Below are 25,479 nucleotides of genomic sequence, written 5' to 3' on the forward strand. Positions count from 1 at the left end.
TCGGGGATTCCTACTATGATAACTCTAGTTGAAAGGAATCCCCGAGCAACGGCGATCGGAAGAACATACAAACACGCAGTTTGCTCTTTAACCTAGGTAAGCTCAAATAAATACAATCCAAAAAATCCTGACACCCCACCTAAAAAAATGCGCCGTGATAAACGTCCCAAATTTCGTTTACAATGAAGGAAACATCTTATCGGGCCGATCGGCGGCCAAGGAGCCAAAGCGGATGCGATCCTTTTCCTTATCCTCGCTTCTAAGGCAGTACCGTCCCCGCAGACTTCGCACCCGAATTCTGCTGGCCGTAGTGTTATTGTCGGTGCCGCCGCTAATCATTCTTGGATATATTTCCTTTAATATTTCGAAAAATACGATCGTGCATAACCATTTGGACAATAACAAGCATAATCTGCAGGCGGCAAGCGAAGTGGCGGATCTCTTATTTCGCAACGTCATTAACATGCACCGGCTTATACTGGCGAATGATCAGCTTCGCGAGGAGCTGAAGGCAAGCGCGGCGGACGAAAGCCATGTGCTGGATATCCGGACCGCCAACCGCCTGCAAAATCTCGTTGTGCGCAATCTGATCGATACCCGTCATATCGACTCGATCTGCTTGTTTGACAAAGGCTTTCATTCCGTCTGCTACGGCAGCGTTGAAGCCAACGCGGGCATCTATGACGATGAGACAAGCCGGTCGGTGATCGGACAGACGGATTGGTACAAGCGTGCGGAAGCAGCTAACGGAAGAGAAGTATTTTTCAGCTATAACGTCCTTCAGTCCATTCATTCGGGGACTGCCGGGGCCTCGTTCTCCAGCGTAAAGCTGCTTCGTGATCCGGCGAGCTTCCGCGTCATCGGGCTGCTTATTATTAATTTGAAGAAAACGATATTCGAGCAGGCGATGGGGGATGACGGGGATTTTATCGTGCTGGATACGACAGGCAAGCTGTCCCGCAGCGTCTATGCCCAGAATGCTTCGATTGAGGAGATGATCGACCGCGAGGTTGGCGAGGAGGGCGTCCTGCGCGAGCTGCATCAGCATGGCTATTTGACGGTTGGTTACCGGAATGCGACAACCAATTGGACCTTTCTCCATATCGTCAAAACAAACGTGCTGCTGCAGGATTCAAACCGGATCGGCACGGTAACGATGCTTATTGCGGGCTTTATCGCGCTAATCGCGATTATTCTGTCCATGTTCGTATCGGGAAGCATTACCCGGCCGCTGCTGCAGCTGAAAAAAATGATGGTGGACTGGTCCAAGGGCTCGGGCGCCTCGGTTCAGGTTATTTCCTTCGAAGAGGATGAGGTCGGGGCGATTGGCGAAACGTTCCGCAAAATCTCATCCGAAAACAAACAGCTGAATGAAAGGCTTATTCATTCGCAGCTAAAGGAGAGGGAAGCGGAGCTTCGGACGCTGCAGGCGCAGATTAAGCCGCATTTTCTCTATAACACGCTGGATTCGATCTATTGGATGGCTATTCTGCAGAACAACACGGATATCGCGAAGATGACGGTCGCCCTGTCGGAGAGCTTCAAGATCAGCCTGAACAAAGGGAAGGAAACGATTCCGGTGTTCAAGGAGCTTCAGCATATCGAGCATTACATGACGATACAAAATCTCCGCTATAAGTCGCGGTTCCAATATATCGTGGATGTCGAGCAAGGACTGATGAGCATCGAGATTCTGAAGCTAATCCTGCAGCCGCTTGTCGAGAACGCCATCTACCACGGCCTGGAGCCGAAGGTTGGAGAAGGAACGATCCGGCTGACGGGCAGAATGGAGGACGGAACGGCCGTCTTCACCGTGGAGGACGACGGCGTGGGGATGGAGGATATCCAGGCTACGGAGACCGGGTACGGGCTTGTCAACGTCAGGGAACGCATCATGCTTTATTACGGTCACAGAAGCTCGTTAACGGTTCGGAGCGAACCGGGGAAAGGAACAATCGTCGAGATCCGGTTCCGGCCAAATGAAATCAGAGAGGGTTGAGAGTCATGTTAAAAGCCGTTATTTTCGACGATGAATATATCGTTACTAAGGGGCTTCAAATGATGGTTGACTGGTCCCGTTACGGCATTGAGCTGGCTGGCACAGCCGCCGACGGTCTCTCCGCTCTTCAGATGGTCCGCGAGCTTCAGCCCGATATCGTGATGACGGATATCCGCATGCCCGGCTTAACCGGCTTGCAGCTGATCGAAGAGATCGCGAAGGAAATGCCGGATACCGCGTGCATCGTGTTCAGCGGCTTTAACGAGTTCGAATATATCCGCAAGGCGTTAAAGCTTGGCGTTATTGATTATTTGGATAAGCCCATCACGCTTGAAAAAATCGACGAGGCGATCGGACGGACCATTGCCCGCATCGGCCATCAGCAGGAGCATACGCAGCTGAAAACCCAAGTGGCCGCCAATAAAGAAGCTTTGCTGGAGAAGGCAACGCTTGATTTGCTGCTGCTTGGCGCGGATGCGATTCCCGCCTGGAGATCCGCTTATGGCGAAGCGGAGGCTAGGCAGGTCATCGGGATTACGATTCTTGCCGCTACAGGCAAGCCGGATCCGCTTCTCGAAGATCACCCGTCCTATCGCATGGTTTCTTTTCCGTACGGGAAGGAATGGGTAATGGCGGTCTTTCATAGCAAGCTGCCCGCGGATGAATTATGGGAGCAGCTGACGGTCCTCTCCCCGCAAATGCAGGAGACGGTTGGCTCCGGACAAACGTATGCCGATCTGTCGGAAGCGGGGGCAAGCCTGAAGGAAGCCGTCCGGGCCCTTCGTTACGCGGTATTTCTGGAGGAGAAGGGCTGGACCCGGTTTGAGCCTGCCGAAGAAAGCCTGCCGAAGGGCCTTAATGAGCGGGAGGAAGAGATCGTCTTCTTCATGAGAACGGGCAATAAGGAAGGGCTGCTTCGCCAGTTGGAGGAATACAAGCATTGGACGGAAGCGGAGCGGTTAAGTCCTGAGCTGGTTGAACAAGAGGTGCTGAAGCTTGCTTATATCGGGTACCAGGTGGCCATGGAAGCGGGCGGAGAAGCGCGGACGCTTGTCCCGCACCGGGAGCTCGGCGAGATGTCGTCAAGAGACCGGATGTTCGAATGGCTGCGGGAGCAGATGGAGCTGCTTCATAACTTTATGAGGGAAGACAAGCAACGGGCGAAGCATAATGCGGTGGAGAAGGCGCTGGCTTTTATCGAAAAGCATTACCTGGAGTCGTTCACCCTGCAGGAGGTGGCCGAGCATGTCGGCATGAATGCCACTTATCTCAGTCTGCTGTTCAAGGAAAAGGTTGGAACCTCGTATATCAAATATGTTACGAAGCTGCGGATGGAGCAGGCGAAGATGCTGCTGCACAAAGGCATGCTTGTCAACGATGTGAGCAAGAAGGTAGGCTATTATAATTACAGGCATTTCACGGAGCTGTTCAAGAAATATGCGGGCGTAACGCCGGGGCAATTCCGTGAAGGACATGTCGGCGGCAAAACGCATGAGCAAGCGCAGGAGGTGGAGGAACATGAATAGGCCGGCTGCGGCAATGGGCCTAATAACCGCCTTATGCGTATTTCTCGTTTCCTGCACGAGCGGCGGCTCTTACGGATCCAATGGGGATGAGCAAATCGCGGATCCTACCCGGGTTATTCATTACGTATCGTCGGATCTCGAAGAGCAGCAGCCCCGGATTATCAGCGAGCAGGCCCGCGAATACGAGAAGAACCATCCCACCATTAAATACGAATTCGAGAACGTCAACACCTCGGACCTCGTTCAGAAAATCCAGCTTCTTGCGGCAAGCAACGATCTGCCGGAGGTCTTCTCCTACGAGTCGGGCAGACCGCTTGAGCAGCTGGCGGATAACGGATTTATTCTGGATATCGAGAAGGTGTTCCGCGAGCTTGGCCTGCAAAACGAATTAAACCCGGCAGCCGTGAAGCTGCTCAAGTCGATGGTCCGTGACAAAGGACTGTACGCTCTGCCGCTAGAGATCAACATTGAGGGCTTCTGGTACAACAAAGCGCTGTTCGCCAAGTATGGTCTGGCGGTTCCGGAGACCTGGGATGATCTTCTGCACGCAGCGGACGTATTTCAGTCGCATGGCATACAGCCCTTCTCGCTGGCGGGCGGCAACAAATGGCCGATCACCCGGCTTATTAACAGCTATGTGATCCGGGTGTACGGCTACGATGCGATGCAGCGGGTAGCCCGCAGGGAGCTGAAGGTAACGGACCCGGGTTTTGTTAAAGCGGCCGATACGATTCAGCAGATGGCCCAGCGTGGTTACTTCGGCAGACATGTGAATACAACCGAGACGGACGAAGCGACAACGATGTTCCTTGAAGGGAAAACCGCCATGTATTACACGGGAAGCTGGAGCCTCAGGGACTTTAACAGCACGATCCGAAACAAGATCGGAACGGAAGCCATCGGTTTGTTTAACATTCCATTGGTGAAGGGCGGAGTGGGAACGAAGGATGACTGGCTGATGAACGCGGGGCTGACCACTTCTTTATCGGCGGCAGCGTATGACGATACGATGAAGGATTGGCTGAAGGCGGTGTTTACCGGGTACGGGGACAAAGCGATGCAGGAATACGGCGTTATCTCCGGCTTTAACGTGCAGAACATGCCCGAAGATGTGCCTAAGCTGACGCAAATGGCGCAGGAGACGATCGACAGCGTCAAGAACGGCGCTTTATGGTTCGAGGCTTTATTTGATGCCGATACGCAGACGGTAGCCTGGAATAACGCCCAGCTGCTGATCGCAAGCAAGGATTACACCGGCAGGATGTATATGCAGGATTTGCAGGCGGCATTAGACAAGCAGCAATAGACGGGAACGGAAAATCCCGCACACCTGATCTTGGTTTGCGGGATTTGTTTGCGTTTGTCAGCCTTTGACCGCGCCGGCCGTCATGCCTGCAACGATTCTTTTGTTGAAGAAGATAAACAGGATCAGCGGCGGAAGAGAGATCAGAATAATGTCCGCGAACAGCAGATTCCAGGACGTATTGTACATGCTGGTGAAGTTGTACAGGGTCAGCTGGATGGTGGCGTTTTTGGCTCCCGGGAAGAAGTACAGCGGATTCACGAAATCGTTGTAAATGCCGACCGACGACAGCACGATAACCGTCGAGGTTACCGGCATAAGAAGCGGCAGAATCATCTGGAAAAACATCCGCATGCTGCCGCAGCCGTCCACGATAGCCGCTTCGTCAATTTCCCTCGGGATCGTCGCCATAAAGCTGCGGTACAGCATAACGGCGAACGAAATGCCAAGCGCAACCTCAACCAGGACGATCCCGGACATCGTCTTGAACAAACGGATGGAATCCAGCACCCAGATCGTTGGCACAACGGCGGGCGGAATCATAAGGCCGGCCAGCACGAGAAATTGAATAATGCCGGACCAGCGGTCATTGCGGCGCTGCAGCACATAGCCGGTCATCGCGCTGACTACAACAAGAATAGCGATCGACAGCAGGGTGATAAGCGTACTGTTCACGAAGGAGCGGATCACCATATGGTCCTGCGCGATAAGAACTTCCTTGTAGTTCGACCATTGAAGGGACGTTGGCCAGCTTAGATCAAGCTGAGCGGCGTCCGTTTTGTTTTTCAGCGAGTTGACAATGACAAAACAGAACGGGACCCAGAAAATAACGACGGACAAGACAATCGCGATACCCTCGAAAACGATTCGTTTCGTGCCTTTCAGCTTCATTACAGATCAACCTCCCTTTTGGACAGAATCTTAAGCAGAGGGAAGGCCAGCAGGGATACGCCGATAAAGAGAATCACGTTGCCCGCCGTCGAGAGGCCATAGAAGCCGCCTTGATATTGTTTATAAATAATAGAAGCGATCAAGTCCGTGCTGAAGCCCGGCCCGCCTTTGGTCATCGCCCATACGAGGTCGAAGGAGCGCAGGCCCCCGATGAAGGCGAGAATAATAACCGAGTTCATCGCGGGAGCCACAAGCGGATTCGTAATATGCTTGAACCGGTCCCAGGCGTTGCCGCCGTCGATCTGGAGCGCTTCGTAATAGTCTTCGGGAATGGACATAATGCCCGCGATAAAAATAACCGTAGCCATGCCAACGCCCTTCCACACGTCAACGAATGCGACGGACAAAAGAGCGATACTCGTGTCGCCAAGCCAATCGGGGCCAACAATGCCAGCAAGCGCCAGGCTTTTATTAATGAGGCCTTGTGTCGGATGCATCATGCTGCTGAACGCGATGCCTACCGCAATGGTAGAGAGCAGCGTCGGGAAGAAAACAACGGAACGGAGATAGCCTTTGATTCGGAGACCGGATGTCAGCGCGACCCCCAGCAAAAGCCCGAATACGACCTTGAGGCCGCAGGTTACAACCGCGTAGATCAAGGTGTTGCGGAAGCCGATATTAAGCGACGATTCCGAGAAAAACGTCTTATAGTTGTCCAGGCCGATGAAATCCCAGTCCACCAGATCCCATCTCGTCATACTGAAGAAGAAGGACATGATGGTAGGCAAGAGGAACAGCACGAAATAAATAATACCCGCGGGCAATAAAAACTTGTACGTATAAAACCTTTTGGAAGCCTTTGTTAGGGAAGCCTTCTGCATGGTGAATCTCTCCCATCTTACTTTCTTTGCAAAAAGCCCTGTCCTGCCTGAAGAAGCAGGGCAGGGCTGCTATGACTGCCTACCACATCAGAAAATGTAAGTATTTCGAGCTCGAAATACTCATTTTCTGATTGGCGATAAAACTACCATTGAAACGCGGTCGCTCATCTTCGGATGACTTCGATATAAGGTTTTATCACCAGCCTGCGATGCCAAGCTGCTTCGCTTGCTTCTCGACGTCTTTGTCGTACGCCTTGGCATTGTCCTCCGGCGATTTCATGCCTGCGCCAACTTCAACCGTCAGCTGCGGCAGGCTTGGTCCTTTGAGCGGGGACAGGAACTCGAGGGCCGGTGCGTTGTTGCCATTATCGAAGTACGGCATCATTTCTTTTACGCCTGCGTAAGCATCATCCGGCAGCGTTGCGCCCTTGATCACGTAAGGACCTTCCGGTTTTGCTTTTGTTGCCAGGAGAGCCATGCCCTCAGGCGAAGCGAAGAAGTTGATCCATTTTTTCGCGGCTTCCACGTTTTTGCCATCCTTGTAGATCGCGATTCCGGCTGGCATCCATACGGTCAGAGCCGTTTTGTCCGCGCTGTCGGCAGGCTGGGCGAATACGCCGATATCGTCGATTTTATCCGGATACGTTGCAAAGATGTTCGAGAGAGCGAAGGTCAGCATCGGGTACTGAACGCCTGTGCCGTCAACGAGCATTTTGAGCGCCTGGTCATACGTGGTGGCGAGGTAATCCTTGTTCATGTAATCCTTCATCTCGGCCAGCTTCTGGAAGCTGCGCAGAGCGGCAGGCGTATCGGCGAACTTCGCTTTGTTATTGGTGAAATCGTCGGCAAACGTTGGAGCATCGCCCTGTACGTTGGCGTAGTCGGCCAGCACGATCAGCTGAGAGGTCCAGCTGTCCTTGTAGGAGCCGATAACCGCCGTTTTGCCTGCCGCTTTAATTTTCTCGTTGTTGGCTTTCAGCTCATCCCAAGTTTTCGGAACGGATAAGCCTAGCTCCGCATAGACCTTCTTGTTGTAAAGCCAAGCTCCTGCCTGCGATGCGCCGCTTGGGGCCGCATAGGTTTTGCCGTCCACGCTGACGGTTGGCAGGAAGGAATCCATTACATTTTGCATAAACGGTTCGCTTGTCAGATCAATGAAATATTTCTCGGGCTGCAGCGCTTTGAACAAAGAGCCGGAGTTGTAGAAGCTCAGGTCATCCATTTCGCCGGTTGCGAGTCTTGTTTTCACGAGGTTGTCGCCTTCGTCGCCGCCCGGGCGGAGGTCGAATTCGGTCTTGATGTTGTATCGTTTCTCGATTTCGTCGGCTACCGCTTTAATACCCTCCGTAGAAGTCTGGTTGTCGATCATCAGCTTCAGCGTGACCGGCTTCTCGTAGCGTTCGGATGAGGCATCGCTTGTTGCCGCCGGCGATTCGGCTGCCGCGGTCTGGCTTGCTTCCGGGGATTTGCTTGCATTGGCGTTCGCAGCGTTGCCGTTATTATTGTTGCTGCCGCATGCCGTCAAAGCGGATGTAAGAAGCACGGCTCCTGTCAGGGCCAGCATTGTTTTCTTTTTAGATTGTGCCATTCAGATATACCCTCCTTGTTATGTTCGAGCGTAATGAATCGGTTTCGTTTCTCGCTAGCGGTTCGGGTTTCCGGAGCCCTGTGGACCTAAGTGTAAAGGCTTTCACGAGTGCTTGATAAGCGCTGCTTTTTTTGGCTCTTGTCGGATTTTTTTTGACAGTGCAAGAGTGGCGCGGGGTTTCAGGGGGCGATCCAAATTAATCGTACGCGGGACCCAAAAAACGCTGACGTCTATAAACGGAGCATCTAAAAAAAACGGATGCCTATCCAAAAAGGCCGTCCTTGTAGGAAGCAATGTAAGCGCATACGATTGTAAGTATAAGAAGATAAGGCAGCAGGATACGGGAGGGGTTTAGAGATGTTAATCAATCAAACGATGGTCGATAAAGCGGAATCGTTAATACCTGAATTAATGACAAGCGTGGTTGAGCCTAGGTCGGTTGTTGAGATTGTGGCAGACGAGGAGGCTTTTCAAGGGTGGCGGGTTATGCAGGCAGAGGATCAGGCGTGGAAGGAGCGGATGCTCGGGAAAGGAGACAGCTTTATTCTCGACTTTGGCGATCACCTTGTTGGTTACGTAAGCTTGAAGATAAAGCCCGTCGGCAGTCCGCCGGACGCACCGTTAAAGCTGAAGCTGACGATTGGGGAGATGCCTTGCGAGATTGCGGAGCCTTTTGAGTCGTACGACGGCTGGCTGAGCAGCTCCTGGCTGCAGGAGGAGACCGTTTTTATCGATGTGCTTCCTGCGGAGATCAAGCTTCCAAGACGGTATACGTTCCGTTATATCAAGGTGGATGTTCTGGATACTTCGAAAAAGTATAACGTGTCATTCGAGCGGGTGGAATGCACGGCGGTTACGTCCGGCGATGCCGCCCGCGTTGCGCCGCTGCCGGATAGCGTATCCGGTGAATGGGCGGAGATGGACCGGATCGCGCTTAAGACGCTGCAGGATTGCATGCAGACCGTTTTTGAGGACGGGCCCAAGCGGGACCGCAGGCTGTGGATTGGCGATTTAAGGCTGCAGGCGCAGGCGAATTATTTGACGTTTAACAACCATGACCTGGTGAAACGCTGTTTGTATCTGTTTGCCGGGATGAGGCTCCCGGACGGTGCGGTTGGAGCCTGTGTCTTTGAGAAGCCGCATGCCCATGCGGACGATACGCGATTGTACGATTACGCGCTGTTTTTTGCGGCTTGCTTGTACGACTATTATGAGGCTACCGGGGATAAGGAGACGCTTGAGGAGCTGTGGCCGATTGCGTTGGAACAGCTGGAGATCGGCGTGGAGAGGCTGGATGAGCGGGGGATCGTGCGGGATGACGAGACCTGGTGGAGCTTTATCGACTGGCATCCGGAGCTGAACAAGCAGGCGCCGTCCCAAGGCGTGCTCATCTATTGCTTGAAGCGGGGGCTGGAGCTGGCCCGCATTCTAGGTTTGGCTGACAAGCAGCAGTATATCGAAGAACAGATTGCGCGAACGGCTGAGGCAGCTGTTACCCAACTATGGGATGCGGACGCCGGTTTCTTCGTCAGCGGCACCGATCGCCAGATTTCTTGGGCATCGCAGATCTGGCTCGTGCTTGCGGACGTATTGCCGGCGGAGGAGAACGCCGCGTTGTTGGAACGCCTGTTTGCGGAGCAGCCCGCGATCGGGATGACAACGCCGTACATGTATCATCATTTGATCGAGGCCTTGTTCTCGGTTGGCAGCAGGGAGAAGGCTATTCAGCAGATGCAGACATATTGGGGAGAAATGATCAAGGATGGCGCGGATACGTTCTGGGAGCTGTACAATCCGCAAGACAAGAAGCTGTCGCCGTACGGCAGCAACCTGATCAACAGCTACTGCCATGCATGGAGCTGCACGCCAACTTATTTTGTTCGGAAGTATCTGATTTAGTTGAACCGAGATCGACTTATCAGCACCAAATTGAGAAAGACCGCTTCGCGGCCGGGCACAGGATGCCCGGAGCGAAGCGGTCTTTCTATTATTTAAACGGTATGGTCACGGTAGACTGCTGACCGTTGGAGCTGCTCGCATTGACGCGGAGCGAAGATGCCCCGTTGCCAATCGCGCTCCACACCTTGATCGTGACGGTGCCATTGTTCATGTTCGCGAAGGAGCCGGTTGCCGAGGTTGGACCGCCGCCCTGCGTAAAGTCCTCCCATCCTGTTACGTCATTGGTCGCGAAGTAGCCGTAGGTTTCCACTCTTGTTGCGCTTCCGTTGCCGTTAAAGTCATAGGTGACCTGTACTTGAACGCCATTGCCGACGTTCGTTCCGGAATCCAAGAACAGGTGGAAGGCGGTTGCTTTCGTCGAGTCGTAGGTGCCGTTAATGCCCGTTACGGTATACGTGCTGGCGCTATGCGGGTTACCGTCGTAGTTCGCTCCGCCCGCACTCGCAATCGCATCGCTTGCTGCCGCCGTTCCTGCCGTAAAGCTTAGGCTGGAGCCCGATTTCACATAAAGCACATTGCTCGAAAGCGATGTTCCCGCAACGGTATAGCTCGCCGCATTGCTGGTTCCGGAGGAGGTCGTAACCGTTACGTTATAGCTTCCTGCTGCAAGACCCGAAGGAACGGTGGCCGTAATCGATGTGTTTGACCAGCTTGCAACGGTTGCGTTAACCGAACCGAATTTAAGCGTTGATGTGCCCTGCGAAGCTCCAAATCCGCTGCCGGTTACGGTGACGGTGCTTCCCGCTGAGCCGGAGGAAGGACTCACGCTGGTGATCGAAGGTCCGCTTGGCGTAACCACCGTTCCAAGGGAGGAGGCAACCGAGCCGGCAGGCACGCTCAAAGTAGCTCCGTCCGAGAATGTAACCGTAATGGCTGAAGTTCCCGGATTGTATGCGACGTAGTTGCGGGTTGTGCCTCTTTTGAATACGCCGTAGGTTGGCACATTGGCCGTTACGGAAGTATCCACCTGGCCAAGCGCCTGCATGTTGTACAGGAAACTGTACGTATGCGCTTTGGTCTCGCCGTCCTCCGGCGTGTAGTTCGGATTCGAGTTAAACAGGCTGATTGCGCCGTTCGCATCATAGAGCGCTTGGTATTCCCAGAATATATCCGGCCACATGTTCCAGGCATTGCCTCCGCGTTCGGAGGCTGTCTGAGCCAGGAAGGCAGCGGAATAGGATGGCTTGTAGCCTAGATACGCGGAAGCGGCGGTTACCGGCAAAATATTAATGCCGCGGATTGCCTGCACATCCGCCGAGAACCAGGTTGCATAGACGGACTTGCCGCCCCAGATCATCGAGGAATAGTTATGGTTATATCCGCTCTTGAAGTTGGTTCCATCGATATTAAACCAATATTCGTTCACCGCGTTAACCTCGGTCGTGTACAGGTAGATCCCCGCATCCCGGATTGCCGTATTGCCCGTAGCCTGCCCCCACAGGATCATTGCGGACCAGGCGTTAATCGCTTCGGAGGACGATTCCTGATTATTGCCGTCCGCGAATTCCGAGTTGCCCGACGCCCAGGAATGGCCGGCATACGGATCGAAGTTGCGCAAGTAAGGGAAGCTCGTGTCGGAGCGGTCCCAGTTGGCGAAGTCTTTGATCAGCATATTCACCATGCCCCCGTAGTTACCGCTTGAAGCCCAGCTTGGATTGTTGCGGGCGACCTCTGCCGCTGCGCGAACCCAATAGCCATAGTGGAAATGATGGTCATTCAAGGAATCATTCGAACCGTAGCTGGCCGGATAGCCAATTAGGGTACCCCAGTTGCTGTTGTAGTAGAACAGGTTATTGGTTTTCGTTCCGGCCGTCAAATTGCTGCTCAGCGTTGTTTCCAGATAGTTCTCGAAATTCGTGGCGGCTGCCGTATTGCCGGCCTGCTGGGCGATGGGGAGCAGGTTGGCGATCCGGCCCAAATATTTGCCAAGCCAATACGTATCGGTAGCCCCGACAGTGTGGTTCGCTTCGGTTCGCACGGACTCGATATAGTTGTTCAAGGCTGCGTTGCTATAGCTGCCAACGGCAGGCAGGTAAGGGAGAATGCCCTGATACGTAAGCGATGTTGCAAAGGAGGATCCGGCTACCGTCTTCATCGTTCCTCTCACGCTGTCGTAGGCGTACGGGAGCAGCGAAGTTGATGTATTTTTCCACTGGCTGGGATAAAGCGCCATAATCGTTCCCGTCTGCGTGCCTTCCATAGCTTGCGTTGTCACAGAGTAGGTAGTTGACACCTTGCTGGTCGAAGAGTTGTAGGAGTAGTTCGACGTTGTATTGGTTACAAAGGAGTAAGCGTATTGCTTGTAGGCATTTAGAGTAGCCGTCGTGTTATCCGGAAGAACGGCGATGGAGAAGTAGCTTTTGCCGTTCAACGAGTTGGTAAGCGTAGAGGTTCCGATGCCGGTCCAGGTGGAGCCGGTAGGTCCAAATAACCCGTAGTGATGACCGTTAACCGTGACGCCCAGAACGCTGCTTGAAGCGGTGCCGGACCAGACGGTTGGAGCGGAAGGGAAGGTGAGCTTAGGCAGGCCGCCGGAGTATGTACCGTAAATAAACGGCAGGCCGTGTCCGGTTGTGATCCGCATCGTTCCGCCGCTGCTGAACAGCATCGATACCGTCCAGTCGGAGAAGGCATCTACCTTAGCGTCCGGGAAGTTCGATTGGGCGGAATGGCCAAGGGTAAAATCGTTGACGTACGCGCCAAACATGGCGTCCGCGCTGCCCGATTGCACCGGATAGCCGATGCCTAATCCGTCTGCCTTGGCCTGAACGGCAAGCGGGTGAGGGAACATCACGTCCGAGTAAGCCTTCCAGGCAAGCGAGCTCCACCAGTCATTGGTTGGCATGGCGCCGGTCACGTTAGAGGTTTTGTAGATGGTTGCCGGAGGTCCGGTCTGTCCTGCAGGCAGGCTGTTCGTATAGCTTCCCGCGCCTACCGCAATCGTAGCGGCTGCTGCCGGCGAAGTAAACGAGCCTAGTATAGTGAATGCAAATAATGCGGTTAATACCATCAGCTTGGTCCATTTCATATCCTTCTTCATTAAGCTCCTCCTCAAAAAAAAGATGTTTATGCGCTCTTCCACGCTGCCTGGATTTTGTGCCCGGACCTCCCGGTCAGGCAACACCGCCTCCCTTCGTAGGATAAGGACGACAAAAAAAGAAGACCTATTCTCCATAATCCAGTGATTGCGGAACCGTCTTCTGTCGTTTTACAGCTGCGATAGATTCTGTTTGGATGTCTTAGGTGAGGGGTTAAGGAAATGATTGCTGCGTTTGAAGCGAAAAAAAAGAGGAGTGAGGTGATAACTTTTTCGAAATGTTTTCGTAATTTCATCTTGATTATGGTCCCGATGAATTCGTTTGTAAAGAGGGAAGTGGGCGTTTTTACAAAAATAGGGCTTAAATCCTGTTTTATCAACGAAAGTTTTCGTAAAATCAAAAACACAAAACGGCGGTATTTCCGAAAAATAACAGGTGTGGTAGGATGAATGAAAGAAGAGAAGAAGGGCAGACCTGCCCACGGAAGCGAGAGATTGCAGTGAAAATAACGATTAAGACCATCGCCGAGCTGGCGGGAGTCTCCGTCTCGACCGTCTCCAAGATCGTAAACAATTACGATGATGTCGGCACCGAAACGAGAGAGCGCGTGCTGCGGATTATGGAGGAGCACGGCTATACGGCCTCCAATGCGGCCAAGGTTCCGAAACGTAAGTCCCAGCTGGTCGGAGTTGTCTACGCGGGTAAAATCAATGCCGAGTTTAATCATCTTTTCTTTGTGGATGTGATCAATGCCTTCAAGAAAAGAATCGGCCTGCTCGGCTACGACCTGCTCTTCTTCTCGAATGAGAGACTCGAAGATTCGGAAGGGGACTACTTGTCCCGCTGCCGCAATTATCAGGTGGACGGATGCATCCTTATTTCCGGCGACGAGATTGACTCCGGCATTGGGGAGCTGGACCAGAGCGATATTCCGTGCATCGGAATCGACCTGGAGCTGACCGGCAACCGGTCCGGCTACGTTATGTCGGACAACAGCCAGATATCGAACCGGGCGGTGGAGCATTTTTACCTCCAGGGGTATAAGGAATTCGGCTTTATCGGCTGCTCGGGGACAAGCCTGATCTCACGGTTCCGGGAGCAGTCGTACAGGGAGGCCTTGCAGCGTTACGGGTTGCCGGTCATGGAGCCGTTCTTTCGTAACGGGAGCGATTTCTTCGAGCATTCCGGTTACGAAGCGATGACAGCAATGATTGAAGCGGGGCAGGTACCGCGCGCGGTATTCGCGGCTTCCGATCTGCTGGCGATCGGAGCGATTCGGGCCATCAGAGAAAAGGGGCTGAGCGTCCCGGGAGATGTTGCGGTTATCGGCTGCGACGATATCGAAGCATGCCAGTACGTCACTCCTCCGCTAACCACCGTCAGGCAGGATAAGGAGAAAATTGGCCTTCTGGCAGCACTTATGCTATACGATCTGATGAACGGCCAGCTGCAGTCGAGCTCGGTTATGGTTGCGCCGGAGCTGATCGTGCGGCAGAGCTGCGGCGCGGCAGGTTCATGAAACAAGAGCTGTCTCAAGGCCGGTCGTAACCGGAACCCTGAGACAGCTCTTTTGTCAGCGGCGGCGAAGGGCCGTCGCGTTAATGACGCCGTACCGGAACAGCAGCTTGCTGCCCAGCCAGCCAACAATGCGGTCGGTCAGGAAGCCCATCAGTCCAAGGCTGATCAACCCGACAAAGATCCAGTCCGTGCGGAAGTAAAGCCTGGAGTTCCAGATAAGGAAGCCTACGCCTTCGTTGGCTGCGATCATCTCCGCGCCTATGATCGCCATGTAAGAGGTACCCATGGCAAGCCGAATGCCGGTGAAGATATAAGGCGTGGTAGCGGGAATGACGACATGGAGCAAAATTTGCCATTCGGAGGCCCCCATACTGCGGGCCGAGCGGATCCGGTCCTCTTCAATAGCGAGCACGCCCGTTAACGTATTGATAATGACGATAAATAGAGTCGCGTACATAATGAGGGCAATCTTGGACTGCTCGCCAATGCCGAACCATACGAGGAACAGCGTAATAAACGCAATAGGAGGGATAAACCTTACAAAGTTCAGGAACGGCTCCGCAAAAACGCGGATCGCGGTTACTTTGCCAATGGTCAGTCCTATCGGAATGGCAAGAAGGCTGCCAAGCGCCCAACCGGCGAATACCCGGTAGAAGCTGATGCCGATATATTTCATTAATGAGCCGTCGCTTAGCAGCTCCTGCGCTCCTTGCCAGGTAGCGGCAGGGCCGGGAATAATCTCCGGACCGTAAATCCATGCTCCAATCTGCCACACGATGAAGGTGATGACCCACAGAAGAGGAATCGTTACCCATTTCCTGCTTAGAAGCTTCACGGATACATGCCTCCTTCCAGCTCGGCGTCAAAATGGGACTGGATATGGCGCTGAAGCTCGTTCAGTTCGGGGGAAGCAGGGTCGCGCGGATAGCCGAGCGGAACCTGATAGACGCTGGAGATCTTGGCATTAGGTCCGGTAGACATAACGGCGATCCGTTGTCCCAGCAGCAGCGCTTCCTGAATATCGTGGGTGACGAAAATAACCGTCTTGCCGGTTTCCCGCCAGATCTGGCTTAATTCCTTCTGCATAATCCGTCTTGTCATCGCGTCCAGCGCGCCAAACGGTTCATCCATCAGCAGAATCGCCGGATCGTTGGCTAATACGCGGGCAAGCTGAACGCGCTGCTTCATGCCGCCGGACAATTCGCGCGGGAATTTATTTTCATGGCCGTACAATCCGACAAGCCGGATATAACGGTCCGATATTTCCTTGCGCTGGTCCTTCGGCATCTTTTTCATTTTCAGGCCGAACTCAACGTTCTGCCGGACCGTCAGCCAAGGGAAGAGGGAGGAGTCCGCCTGCTGGAAGACTACCGCTCTTTCCTTGCCGGGCTTGTCGACTTCATCGTTCCCGACGCGCAGGCTGCCTCCGGTCTTGGAGACAAAGCCCGCGATCATATTCAGCAGCGTGGATTTGCCGCAGCCGCTTGGGCCGAGCAGAACGAAGAACTCTCCGCCCTTCACGATCAGATCGATATCTTTGATAATGTAATGAACGGAGCCGCCCGAGCCTGGCTTAACCTCCGAGTAACTCTTGTTGAGCCGCTCGATCGTAATCGTATTTGGAGATGGACTCGTATTCAACATTTGTCATCTCTCCTTATTTCTTATAGGTGAACTGATCGGGTAACGCCTGCTGCACGCTGTCGAGGCTCAGCTTATCGGCCAGGTTGAAGTCGTTTTGAATAATGCCGGCTCCTACCATATAGTTCTTCTGGTTCGTCAGGCTGTCGAAGGATTGCTGGGTGAAGCCAACGGTCCAGTTGTTTGTCGGCAAATCCCGGATGGTTGCTTCCTTCGGCTGCTTGGTCTCCTTAAACAGGATGTCGGCCGTTTCGTCCGGATTCGCCGCAATGTACTTGGAGGTCTCATCCAAGGCCTTCAGGAAGTTGGCAATCGCCTGCGGATGATCCTTGATCAAGGAATTAGGAGCGATAATCGTGCCGCCGATCCGCACCGATGTTTTAGACATATCGGTCAGCTCATGAACGCCTTCAATGGCTTTGAATTTATCGATCAGCGTAGCGCCTATGACCCAGCTGGCGTCAATTTCGCCTTTCTTGAGGGCGACGTAAGCTTCGTCGAAGCCGCCTTGCCCGATCTCCTTCGTGTCGGCTGCGGCTACGCCGTTATCCTTCAGATATACATCCCACAAATAAGGGAGGAACGTACCGCGAAGGGTGCTCAGCTTTTTGCCCTTCAAGTCGGCAGGAGACTGGATTTCGTCACGGACAAACAGCTTCCACTGGGCAGCCGATGCCTCGGTGTCCGTGCCAGTCGCGGCAATAATCGAAAAATCGCCTTTACTTACCGCATTCAGTGAAGGGAAGTCCGCGCCCCAGCCGATATCCGCCTGCTTGATGAACAAGGAGTTAATGCCTTCGGCAGGCGTAGCGAAGGTGATGATGTCGGCATCAATGCCGTATTTCTCGAAGAAGCCTTTGCTCTTTGCCACGCGGAATACCGGGTTGGTCGAGGTATCGGCGATTTTGATCTTAATCGGGTCAGCCGCCGCTTCAGTTTGCTTGTTGCTTGCGGCGTTAGTCGCAGCTGCTGCCGGCTTATTATCCTTGCCGCCGCATGCGGAAAGGGTGAAGGTAACGGCCAGAACCGTTGCGAGAATACCGAACTTTTTCATCTAACTTCGCCTCAGCTTTCTTCTTCGGAATCGGCCGTGCTTGGGTTTTCTTCGATCGTCGCGACGCAGAACGCGCCATCGCCGTACTCTCCGGTACCTACGACCTCCACTACCGAGCTCGTTCCTCTGGCGGCGGCGCCCGGCACGCGATAATCCGCGACGTCGAGCGGAATAATCGCTTCTTCCGCCGGCTTCTCGAGCTGAGGAACCCACTCGTAAGGGACGCGGTAAGCGCGGTAGACCATATTGGCATTGATTTTGTTCTTGTAAGGAGAGATGTACTCCCATACCAGCTCATGCTCGCGGGTGACTTCGAAAATTCGGCCGTCGGCGCCTTCGGTAATCAGCGTATTGCCGTTTGGCAGGCGCTGCGCCGAGCTGATGTACGGGCTGTAGAAACGATAAGAATCGAGCGGTGCCATAAAACCGGCTTCCGTTGGCGTATACTGCCATTCAATCTCGAGAGTGACCGGATTGATTTCCAGAATGCGGGAATGGTCGCGGACGGCATTTTTGATGCCGTATGGAGACGCAGGATTCGGAAGACCGTAGCCGCCCCAGCCGCCGTTATCGAATACTAACAGATTGCCTTCGCCAGGCAGGCCTTGCGGAATGATATGGGCGTGATGCTGGCCGATAATCCAGCCCAGATGCTTGACTTCCGGCTTCGAATAGTCCGGTCCAAGCTGCCAGACGATTTTGCCGGTTTGGCGGTCCGTAATGGCGATAATATTGGATTCCCGGGCGTCCCAGATAATGTTGTCCGGGTGGAAGCGCTCGTCGCCGGCATCGTAAAATTTGTTCGGCCCAACCCAAGACGCGGAGTTGATATGCATCCAGTCGCCGCCCGTATTGCCGCCGAAGTGACGGCCGTTCGGATCGCGGAACAGCACGTTTTTCGCCGCCTCGTCAAAGCCAAGCTCTTCGAAATGATCGCTTACCGCCCATTGCCACAGGATATTGCCTTCCCAGTCCACCTCGAGAATTACGTCGTCGAGCAGCAGCTTATCGGAGATTTCCGGCTTGGTCACGTTGCGGTGAGCAAGGATGAGGGTGCGTCCGCCGTTCGCTCGCGGCTCCTGTCCCGGAGCATAATAGCCTACCGGATTGCCTTCGCGCTGGTAATCATGATGCGCGCGCGCCATCCACTCCGGCTCGCAGCCCGGATCCTCTATGTATTCGAGGCGGTTGAATTTCCATACGATATTGCCGTTCCAGTCCACCTGCACCAGATCGGCTTCGTCCTGGAAGCCGTATTTCGGATCGCGTTCCTTCGTGCTGCCTACCACGTAACCGCCCGGCAGAATTTTGTTCGGGAAGCCGCGCAGACCTTTCCACAAATGAACCTCTTTGCCGCTCATATCAATCAGCAGGGCGCCTACGTTGGCTGCTTGGAAAATCGTGTAGCCGCTCCATGCTTTCTCAGGCAAATATACCGTTGCTCCGGTTGGATAAATAGTGGGATGTCCCATGTTCAACACTCCTTAAACGAAATAGTTTAATAATTCAGGAAATAATTTTGATTCGGTTGCGCGGCAGGCGGCTTTTGTGGTTTTTCAGCCGTTTTCTGCTCCGCTTTTTGCACATCGTATTCCTTGACCATTGCCATGTAACGCTCGGAGAAGCCTTCCAGATTGGCGTAAATACGCTCGAAAATTTCCTTCTGGCAGGCGAGCTCTTCCTCGTTAAAGCTGCCGAAGAGGAGATTTACTCCGCGTTTGCCAAGCTCGGGGTACCTGCTCAGCAGCTGCCGGCCTTCCTCCGTAATGTCCAGCCATACGTTCCTGCGATCGCCTTGCAGACGCTGCCGCTCCGCGAAGCCCTTCGCTTCCAGCTTGTCGCAGAGCGCCGTGATGGCGCCGGAGGTCAGATCAAGCTGCTCCGCCAGGTCTCCAAGCTTTTGCGCGCCGCTGAGCTGAATGCTCCGGAGAATAAGGAAGCCGGGCAGGGCAATGTCCTCCACGGAGATTTTGTCGCGTTCCTTAACGAATCTGCGTACCATCCTCCTGAACAGCCAATCATTTTCTTCCATTGGGGATATGAAATCTGCCATGTTTTGCTCTCGTTACCTCCTAAAAAATGTCCGCCAAAGTGCCTGATATAGACAAAAAAGGCCGCAACATACGCCCTGTGTTCAGGTACGTCAGTTGTGGCCTTTGGTTATCCAATCGGCTTTATGAAATTAGTTCAACGCTAAAAGAATGAACGTTGAAGGATTATGGATTGATATTAACCCCATAATTCCGACAAGTCAAGTGGTATTTAAAAATAATTTTTACGTCTTATGCATTTCCCTGAATTGAAGCGGCGTCATGCCTTCCTGGTCCCGAAAGCATTTGCTGAAATAGCTGGTTTGGGAAAAACCGGTTTCGAGCGCGATAAGCTTGACCGATAAACGGGTTGAAGCAAGGAGCTGCTTCGCCCGGAGTATGCGTGCTTCGGTCAGGAAGTCGGAGAACGACTTGCCAAAGGTTTTATTAAACTTCCGGCTGAAATAATGGGAGCTGTAACCGGCAATCGCTGCGGCCTGCTCCAGGGTAAAGGGCTGATTGCAGTGGGCGCGTATATAATTGGCAGCCGCCCGGATTTTGTCCGCAGCCTGATGGACGGACACGTTAACCTGACTGGCGGTCGTCTGAATTCTGGCGAGCAGCTCGTACAGCGTAGATGCAGCCGCGTATTCGTCATCTACTTCATAGCTTCTGCCAAGCTTGAGGAGGCGCTCCATCAAGGCTTCCACAGGAGCAAGATCAGGCAAATGAAAGAGCCAAGGTTCATCAAGACCTTTTCCATCCAGAAGCTCCTCCAGCCTTGCGCCATAAAAATGCACCCAACGGATATTCCAAGGATTTAGGGTATCCGAATGGTACGTTTGTCTAAGTCCAGGTCCGTACAGAAAACCTTGTCCCTGCGTCAGCTCGTAGGTCATGCTGTCCGTGTGCAGATAACCTTTGCCATCCAGTACGATATGCAAATTGTAATAACGGTCCAGGTTGTTTTCGGTTGTGGCGAATTCCCGGTTGACGGCATGCTCCGGGAAATCGCCGTAGCCGCCGATGAAGTCAGGGAAGCAAATATGACGGGGGAAAATCGGCTTCGGAAGGAAGATATGTTCTTTCATAAAACACCTCGTTGCAACGCAATATTTTTATACGTTATGTTAAAACGCAGTTAAATACGGCATAGAGATTAGGTTTAGATGACAATATATTAATACATATCGCATCTTTTTGTCATATCCTTCTGCTTGGGCCTCCACTAGAATGTAAGGTAGATGCAAGATAAGCTAAGGAGGATGGCCGCTATGGCAAAATCGATCCAAATGGACGAGTTAACATTAGGGGTATGTTATTATCCGGAGCATTGGCCGGAGGGGCTGTGGGAGGACGATTTCCGACGCATGCGGGAGATGAATATCTCGGTGATCCGGATGGCGGAATTTTCTTGGGCTATGCTCGAGCCTCAGGAAGGCGTATTTGATTTCGGCTTCTTCACGCGGGTAATGGATTTGGCGCACCGGTACGGACTGAGAGTTATTCTGGGTACGCCTACCGCAACGCCTCCGGCTTGGCTGACGCATAAATACCCCGAGGTGCTGAATGCAACTAAGGAAGGCTTGCCGATCAAACACGGCATGCGCCGCCATTACAATTATTCCAGCAAGAAATACCGAGAGCTTTCGGCGCGGATCGTGCGCAATATGGTGAACGCTTACAAGGACCATCCTGCGGTTATTGGGTGGCAGATCGATAACGAATTTAACTGCGAGAAAAACGTGTTTTACGCCGAAGCCGACCATGCCGCATTCCGAGTGTGGCTCAAAGAGAAGTATGAGACGTTGGACAATCTCAATAAAGCTTGGGGCACGGTATTCTGGAGCCAGACCTATACGGATTGGGAGCAGCTTCACCTGTCGCAGACCGAGTCTCCAAACCCCCATCTGGCTCTCGACGAGAAGCGGTTTATTTCGGATAACGTTATCTCATATGCCAAGCTGCAAGTTGATATTATCCGCGAGCTGGCGCCGCAGCATTGGGTAACGACTAACGGATTGTTCGGCCATCTCGACAATCATAAGATGACGGATGATCTGCTCGATTTCTTCTCGTATGATTCTTACCCGCAATTCAGCACCATTTTCTACGATAAAGATGAAATCAAGCCGCTGCAGGACCGACAATCGAGCATTAACTTGACGAATGTCAGATCCATATCCCCCAACTTCTGCGTCATGGAGCAGCAATCCGGACCTGGCGGCTGGGTCGACCGGATTGAGATGGGAACGCCAAGACCGGGACAAATCCGTTTATGGTCGTATCAATCCGTGCTTCACGGGACCGATCTGCTTGTCTATTTCCGCTGGCGGACGGCAACCTTTGGCACCGAAATTTATTGGCATGGCATCAATGACTACCACAACCAGCCGAACCGGAGAGTCCGGGAGGTGGCGCAGGTAGGCGGCGAGTTCGCGAAGATCGGCTCCCTGATCGCAGGGACGGCGTATCAAGCGGAAGTTGCTTTTATCCAGGATTACAACAACAACTGGGATGCGGAAATGGACGTATGGCATGGCCCTCTGCAGTGGCAGAGCATGCGATCCTGGTTCAAGCAGCTGCAATACCGTCATATTCCGGCAGACTCCGTTTTCTTGCGTTCCAATACGACTCTCGAGGATTTAGCCAAGTACAAAGTTATCGTCTATCCGCATTCGGCGATTATGACCGATGAGACGGCCGAGCTGCTGACCCGCTATGTGGAGCAAGGCGGCAAGCTGTTCCTGGGTGCCCGCACGGGGTACAAGGATATAAACGGGCAATGCTACATGCGTCCATTCCCGGGTCCGGTTGCCGGACTATGCGGCATTACGGTTGAGGACTTTACGCTAATCAAGGGAAAAGTATATGCGGCGGAGCTGCGATGGGAAGGCCGATTGTCCGAAGGCACGAAGGCGATGGGCTTCAACGAGGTGCTTAGCGTTCAGAACCCGGAAGCGGAAGTTATCGCCCGATATTCCTCGGAATATTATCGAGGGGAGCCGGCCTTAACCCGCCGGAGCGTTGGGGAAGGTCAAGTCTGGTACTTAGGAGCTGCCTACAGCGAACCGGTAGTCGACGGTATTCTGGATGAGCTTGGTTTAAGCTCGCCTCTCGCGGACCGGATCACCGCGCCGGCCGAAGTCGAGATCGGCATTCGCGCTTCGGATGCTGCCTCTTACGCCTTCCTGCTGAACTATTCGGATAAGCCGGTAACGGTTCAAGTGAAGCAGCGCGCAACAGACCTTCTGACGGGAACGGCACTGGAAAACGATGCAGAGATGCCGGCATACGGCGTTATGATATTGGAGCTTTAATGTGGAAAGCCCCCGCGGGAATGCCTGCGGGGGCTTTGTATAAACAAAAAGCCTGCGGCAATCAGCCGCAGGCAACAATAGAGAATATATAAAGGGGGGTCTTGTCCCTTATTATAGTAGCCGAAAATGAAAGGAACCTGAGCGGAATATTACAGGGAGATTACAAGTCATTTTAATAGATTCTGTTGTTTATAATTAATTTAATTGGTGTGAGAAAATAAAGTTTTTTAATTGATAGGGAATATTTAATTGTCTGTGAAATTAAAGTTCTTTAATACTGCTTGTAGGAGGAAGTTTCCTACGCTCAAGGGTTAGATTGAGCTGTCCGAGAACTGGAACATCTACATACCACCGGGAGTCGCATAAACTGCGACTTTTTATTTTTATGTATGATCTTGGATATCGTTTTTTCTATACAATCGCTGTAGAATTGCACGAATTATTAAGCTAACGGGCAGGATAACGCAGAAATTGGATGAACCAGAACCTTCCATTTTGTGATAAAATGCAAATATTATTTCAGGCACAAAAGGGGCGGTAAAGAGAGATGCAACTACTCGAAATTTCAGAGCAGCACCTATCTAAAGTACATTTTATTTACAACTATTACGTAACACATACGACCGTTTCTTTTCACACAGAAGAACTAACATTAGATCAAATTCGGAACAATGTAATGAATGGGAATAATCGTTATAAGACGTATGTCATTGAAGAACAGGATTCAGTCATAGGATATGCTCTGCTTACCCAACATAAAAATAAACAAGCATATGATGTAACTGCTGAAGTAACGATTTACATAGACCCTAACCATCTTGGTAATGGAATTGGGTCAAAAGCAATTTCGTTTCTAGAATTAAAAGCTAAAGAGTTAGGTTTCCATGTACTTGTAGCAACGATATGTACTGAAAATGAACGCAGTATTCGGTTGTTTGAACGACTAGGTTACGAAAAATGTGCTCACTTTAAGGAAGTAGGTTATAAATTCAACAGAAGATTGGATATCGCCAGCTACCAAAAAATAATTGGGTAGAGTGTCAAGGGGTTAAACTACCCCGAAAATTACTCTTAGCTCAGACCTAAATATGGCAACACGAAACTAAGCCCAGCTTTTATGTTTTTTTAAAAACTGTGCTTCTTCGATATTATGTGAGACTAGGACGGTTAAGAGGCCTCTGAGGTAGAAAGAGCAACCTGAAAACCAAGACTCTCAAGCCTGCGAACAGCTTGCTTCATAATGGCTTCTTGCTGTCGCTGTTCAAAGTAATGACTGCCTAAATCTCTGTAGTCCTCATTGCGTGTGAGAAGGTAATAAACAATAGCCATGATGGAGTGGGCGACAGCTACAGCTGCTCGGTGCCGGCCTTTACGTGCGGCGATGCGCCGGTACTGAGCTCCCAAGTAATTGTCGGATCTTCATACGGAGTGGGCGACTTCAATAAGTGCCGCTCGAAGATACTTGTTGCCTTTACGGGTTTTCGAGGATTTTCGTTTTCCGGCACTTTCATTTTGCCCTGGCACAAGACCAGCCCATGAGCAGAGATGAGCGGCAGAAGGGAAGCGAGAACCAACATCGGTTCCAACCTCAGCCAAGATTTGTTCCGCAGTACGTCGGCCAATTCCCGGGATGGTATCTAATCGCTCAATGTCTTGCTGAAAAGGGTCGAGCCGTTTGGCTACCTCCGTGTCCAGCTCAAGGATTTGTTCATTCAGAAAGTCGACATGAGTAAGCATCGTTTTCAGCATGATCCGCTGGTGTGCACTCATATTACCCCGTAAGGCTAATTCTAGCTCTTCTTTCTTTTTCTTTAAGGTTCGTCTTGCGAAGGCAGCCAGCTTTTCCGGATCTTCTTCACCCTCGATCATGGCACCCATCATATCGCGGCTGCTCACGCCCATAATGTCGGAGACAACAGCGGCGAGCTTAATATTAGCGCCTTCCAGAACCTTCTGGACTCGGTTGTGTTCACGGGATCGTTCCTGAATCAGGCTGCGCCGGTAACGGACTAATTCGCGAAGTTCGCGTTGGTTACGGTCAGGAATATAACTCGGCTTTAGTAGCCCGTGACGCAGCAAGTTGCATATCCACTCTGCATCTTTCACGTCCGTCTTCCTGCCAGGGACCGCCTTAATATGCTGGGCGTTAACGACAAGAAACTGAATCTCCTCGGCTTCAAGCAGATTGACGATGGGTTTCCAGTAGACCCCGGTACTCTCCATGGCCACATGTGTACAGCGATGCTGCTTGATCCAGTCGATCAAGTCAAGCAAGAAAACCGTGTGCGTACGAAACGTCTTAATCTCCTTTCCTTCGGGAGTCACGATGCAAGCGGTAATGGACTTCTTGTGAACATCCAAACCGCAAGCGCGCTCGATGAGGACATCCATAACATTCACCTTTCTACGGCAATTAGAATTGAGGACTGGGCAACAACCAGAAAAGGATTAATCTACCCCGCGTGCTTCCAAAAAGGAGCGACATACCGTGGTGCACCATGATCGTTGGAGTCAGACTAACGGGTGGGTTCGCAACACCATAGCTTAACGACCTTCCTCACCAGCCGTAAGAATAGTATAGAACGCGGCAGCAAAATTTTCATTATTCTGTGGTGCCCCGAGAGGGGCATGGATGGCTAAACAATCCTGTAGAGCTTAAGAAATGAGCTTTGTAAAAAAAGGAGCGCCTCGGTATGATGGGTTTGTCGACAACACATCAGGGAGGCGCTCT

General features: G+C 52.4%; 17 protein-coding genes and 1 pseudogene. 7 read left to right on the plus strand and 11 right to left on the minus strand.

Annotation, left to right across the window (positions count from 1 at the left end; genetic code table 11):
* Nucleotides 1–232 precede the first annotated feature (232 nt).
* From FHT67_RS21715 to FHT67_RS21725, 3 genes are read left to right on the plus strand one after another with little or no spacing between them, the layout of a single operon-like run.
* A complete protein-coding gene (locus FHT67_RS21715) occupies nt 233–1,999 on the plus strand; it encodes a sensor histidine kinase (protein WP_167201299.1) in 1,767 nt (588 codons plus the stop codon).
* Between the two features lie 5 nt (nt 2,000–2,004).
* Complete coding sequence (locus FHT67_RS21720) at nt 2,005–3,525, plus strand: response regulator transcription factor (RefSeq protein WP_167201300.1); 1,521 nt, start codon at nt 2,005–2,007, stop codon at nt 3,523–3,525.
* Nucleotides 3,518–4,831, plus strand: coding sequence for an ABC transporter substrate-binding protein (locus FHT67_RS21725; RefSeq protein WP_167201301.1), 1,314 nt, complete (start codon nt 3,518–3,520; stop codon nt 4,829–4,831). Before FHT67_RS21720 ends, FHT67_RS21725 begins: the two co-directional genes overlap by 8 nt.
* A gap of 57 nt (nt 4,832–4,888) precedes the next feature.
* Here the strand turns inward: FHT67_RS21725 and FHT67_RS21730 are convergent, their stop codons facing one another.
* From FHT67_RS21730 to FHT67_RS21740, 3 genes are all read right to left on the minus strand, one after another.
* The gene (locus FHT67_RS21730) at nt 4,889–5,719 is read right to left on the minus strand and encodes a carbohydrate ABC transporter permease (protein WP_167201302.1); all 831 of its coding nucleotides are present in this window, start codon (nt 5,717–5,719) and stop codon (nt 4,889–4,891) included.
* Entirely contained in the window at nt 5,719–6,600 is an 882-nt protein-coding gene (locus FHT67_RS21735; protein ID WP_167201303.1) for a carbohydrate ABC transporter permease, read from the minus strand. Before FHT67_RS21735 ends, FHT67_RS21730 begins: the two co-directional genes overlap by 1 nt.
* A gap of 196 nt (nt 6,601–6,796) precedes the next feature.
* Nucleotides 6,797–8,188, minus strand: a complete 1,392-nt coding sequence (locus tag FHT67_RS21740) for an ABC transporter substrate-binding protein (RefSeq protein WP_132310416.1) — start codon at nt 8,186–8,188, stop codon at nt 6,797–6,799.
* Between the two features lie 357 nt (nt 8,189–8,545).
* On the opposite strand from FHT67_RS21740, the gene FHT67_RS21745 reads away from it, so the two are divergent.
* The gene (locus FHT67_RS21745; RefSeq protein WP_167201304.1) at nt 8,546–10,087 is read left to right on the plus strand and encodes an alpha-L-rhamnosidase-related protein; all 1,542 of its coding nucleotides are present in this window, start codon (nt 8,546–8,548) and stop codon (nt 10,085–10,087) included.
* An 88-nt stretch (nt 10,088–10,175) separates the two neighbouring features.
* Here the strand turns inward: FHT67_RS21745 and FHT67_RS21750 are convergent, their stop codons facing one another.
* The gene (locus tag FHT67_RS21750; protein WP_167201305.1) at nt 10,176–13,187 is read right to left on the minus strand and encodes a glycosyl hydrolase; all 3,012 of its coding nucleotides are present in this window, start codon (nt 13,185–13,187) and stop codon (nt 10,176–10,178) included.
* Nucleotides 13,188–13,690: 503 nt separating this feature from the next.
* Between FHT67_RS21750 and FHT67_RS21755 the strand changes: the two genes are divergently transcribed.
* Nucleotides 13,691–14,704 (plus strand): LacI family DNA-binding transcriptional regulator, encoded by a 1,014-nt coding sequence (locus FHT67_RS21755; protein WP_347880116.1) that lies wholly within the window; start codon nt 13,691–13,693, stop codon nt 14,702–14,704.
* A 54-nt stretch (nt 14,705–14,758) separates the two neighbouring features.
* Here FHT67_RS21755 and FHT67_RS21760 read toward each other — a convergent pair whose 3' ends face one another.
* The 6 genes from FHT67_RS21760 to FHT67_RS21785 all read right to left on the minus strand — a co-directional run bounded on the left by FHT67_RS21760 (nt 14,759) and on the right by FHT67_RS21785 (nt 20,519).
* Nucleotides 14,759–15,538 (minus strand): ABC transporter permease, encoded by a 780-nt coding sequence (locus tag FHT67_RS21760; protein WP_132310408.1) that lies wholly within the window; start codon nt 15,536–15,538, stop codon nt 14,759–14,761.
* Nucleotides 15,535–16,347, minus strand: coding sequence for an ABC transporter ATP-binding protein (locus FHT67_RS21765; RefSeq protein WP_167201306.1), 813 nt, complete (start codon nt 16,345–16,347; stop codon nt 15,535–15,537). The genes FHT67_RS21760 and FHT67_RS21765 overlap by 4 nt, the downstream gene beginning before the upstream one ends.
* Before the next feature lie 13 nt (nt 16,348–16,360).
* Entirely contained in the window at nt 16,361–17,398 is a 1,038-nt protein-coding gene (locus tag FHT67_RS21770) for an ABC transporter substrate-binding protein (protein ID WP_167201307.1), read from the minus strand.
* A gap of 11 nt (nt 17,399–17,409) precedes the next feature.
* A complete protein-coding gene (locus FHT67_RS21775) occupies nt 17,410–18,870 on the minus strand; it encodes an aryl-sulfate sulfotransferase (protein ID WP_167201308.1) in 1,461 nt (486 codons plus the stop codon).
* Between the two features lie 26 nt (nt 18,871–18,896).
* A complete protein-coding gene (locus tag FHT67_RS21780) occupies nt 18,897–19,430 on the minus strand; it encodes a MarR family winged helix-turn-helix transcriptional regulator (RefSeq protein ID WP_243867360.1) in 534 nt (177 codons plus the stop codon).
* A 243-nt stretch (nt 19,431–19,673) separates the two neighbouring features.
* Complete coding sequence (locus tag FHT67_RS21785; RefSeq protein WP_167201310.1) at nt 19,674–20,519, minus strand: helix-turn-helix domain-containing protein; 846 nt, start codon at nt 20,517–20,519, stop codon at nt 19,674–19,676.
* Between the two features lie 183 nt (nt 20,520–20,702).
* Between FHT67_RS21785 and FHT67_RS21790 the strand changes: the two genes are divergently transcribed.
* On the plus strand, nt 20,703–22,748 hold the full coding sequence (locus FHT67_RS21790; protein WP_167201311.1) for a beta-galactosidase: 2,046 nt from the start codon (nt 20,703–20,705) through the stop codon (nt 22,746–22,748).
* A gap of 547 nt (nt 22,749–23,295) precedes the next feature.
* Nucleotides 23,296–23,784, plus strand: coding sequence for a GNAT family N-acetyltransferase (locus FHT67_RS21795; RefSeq protein ID WP_132313666.1), 489 nt, complete (start codon nt 23,296–23,298; stop codon nt 23,782–23,784).
* Between the two features lie 131 nt (nt 23,785–23,915).
* On the opposite strand, the pseudogene FHT67_RS21800 reads toward FHT67_RS21795, so the two are convergent.
* Nucleotides 23,916–25,139, minus strand: a pseudogene (locus tag FHT67_RS21800) (IS110 family RNA-guided transposase).
* Nucleotides 25,140–25,479: the final 340 nt, after the last annotated feature.

Origin of the sequence: Paenibacillus sp. BK720 (assembly GCF_011761545.1) — a bacterium.
GTDB lineage: Bacteria > Bacillota > Bacilli > Paenibacillales > Paenibacillaceae > Pristimantibacillus.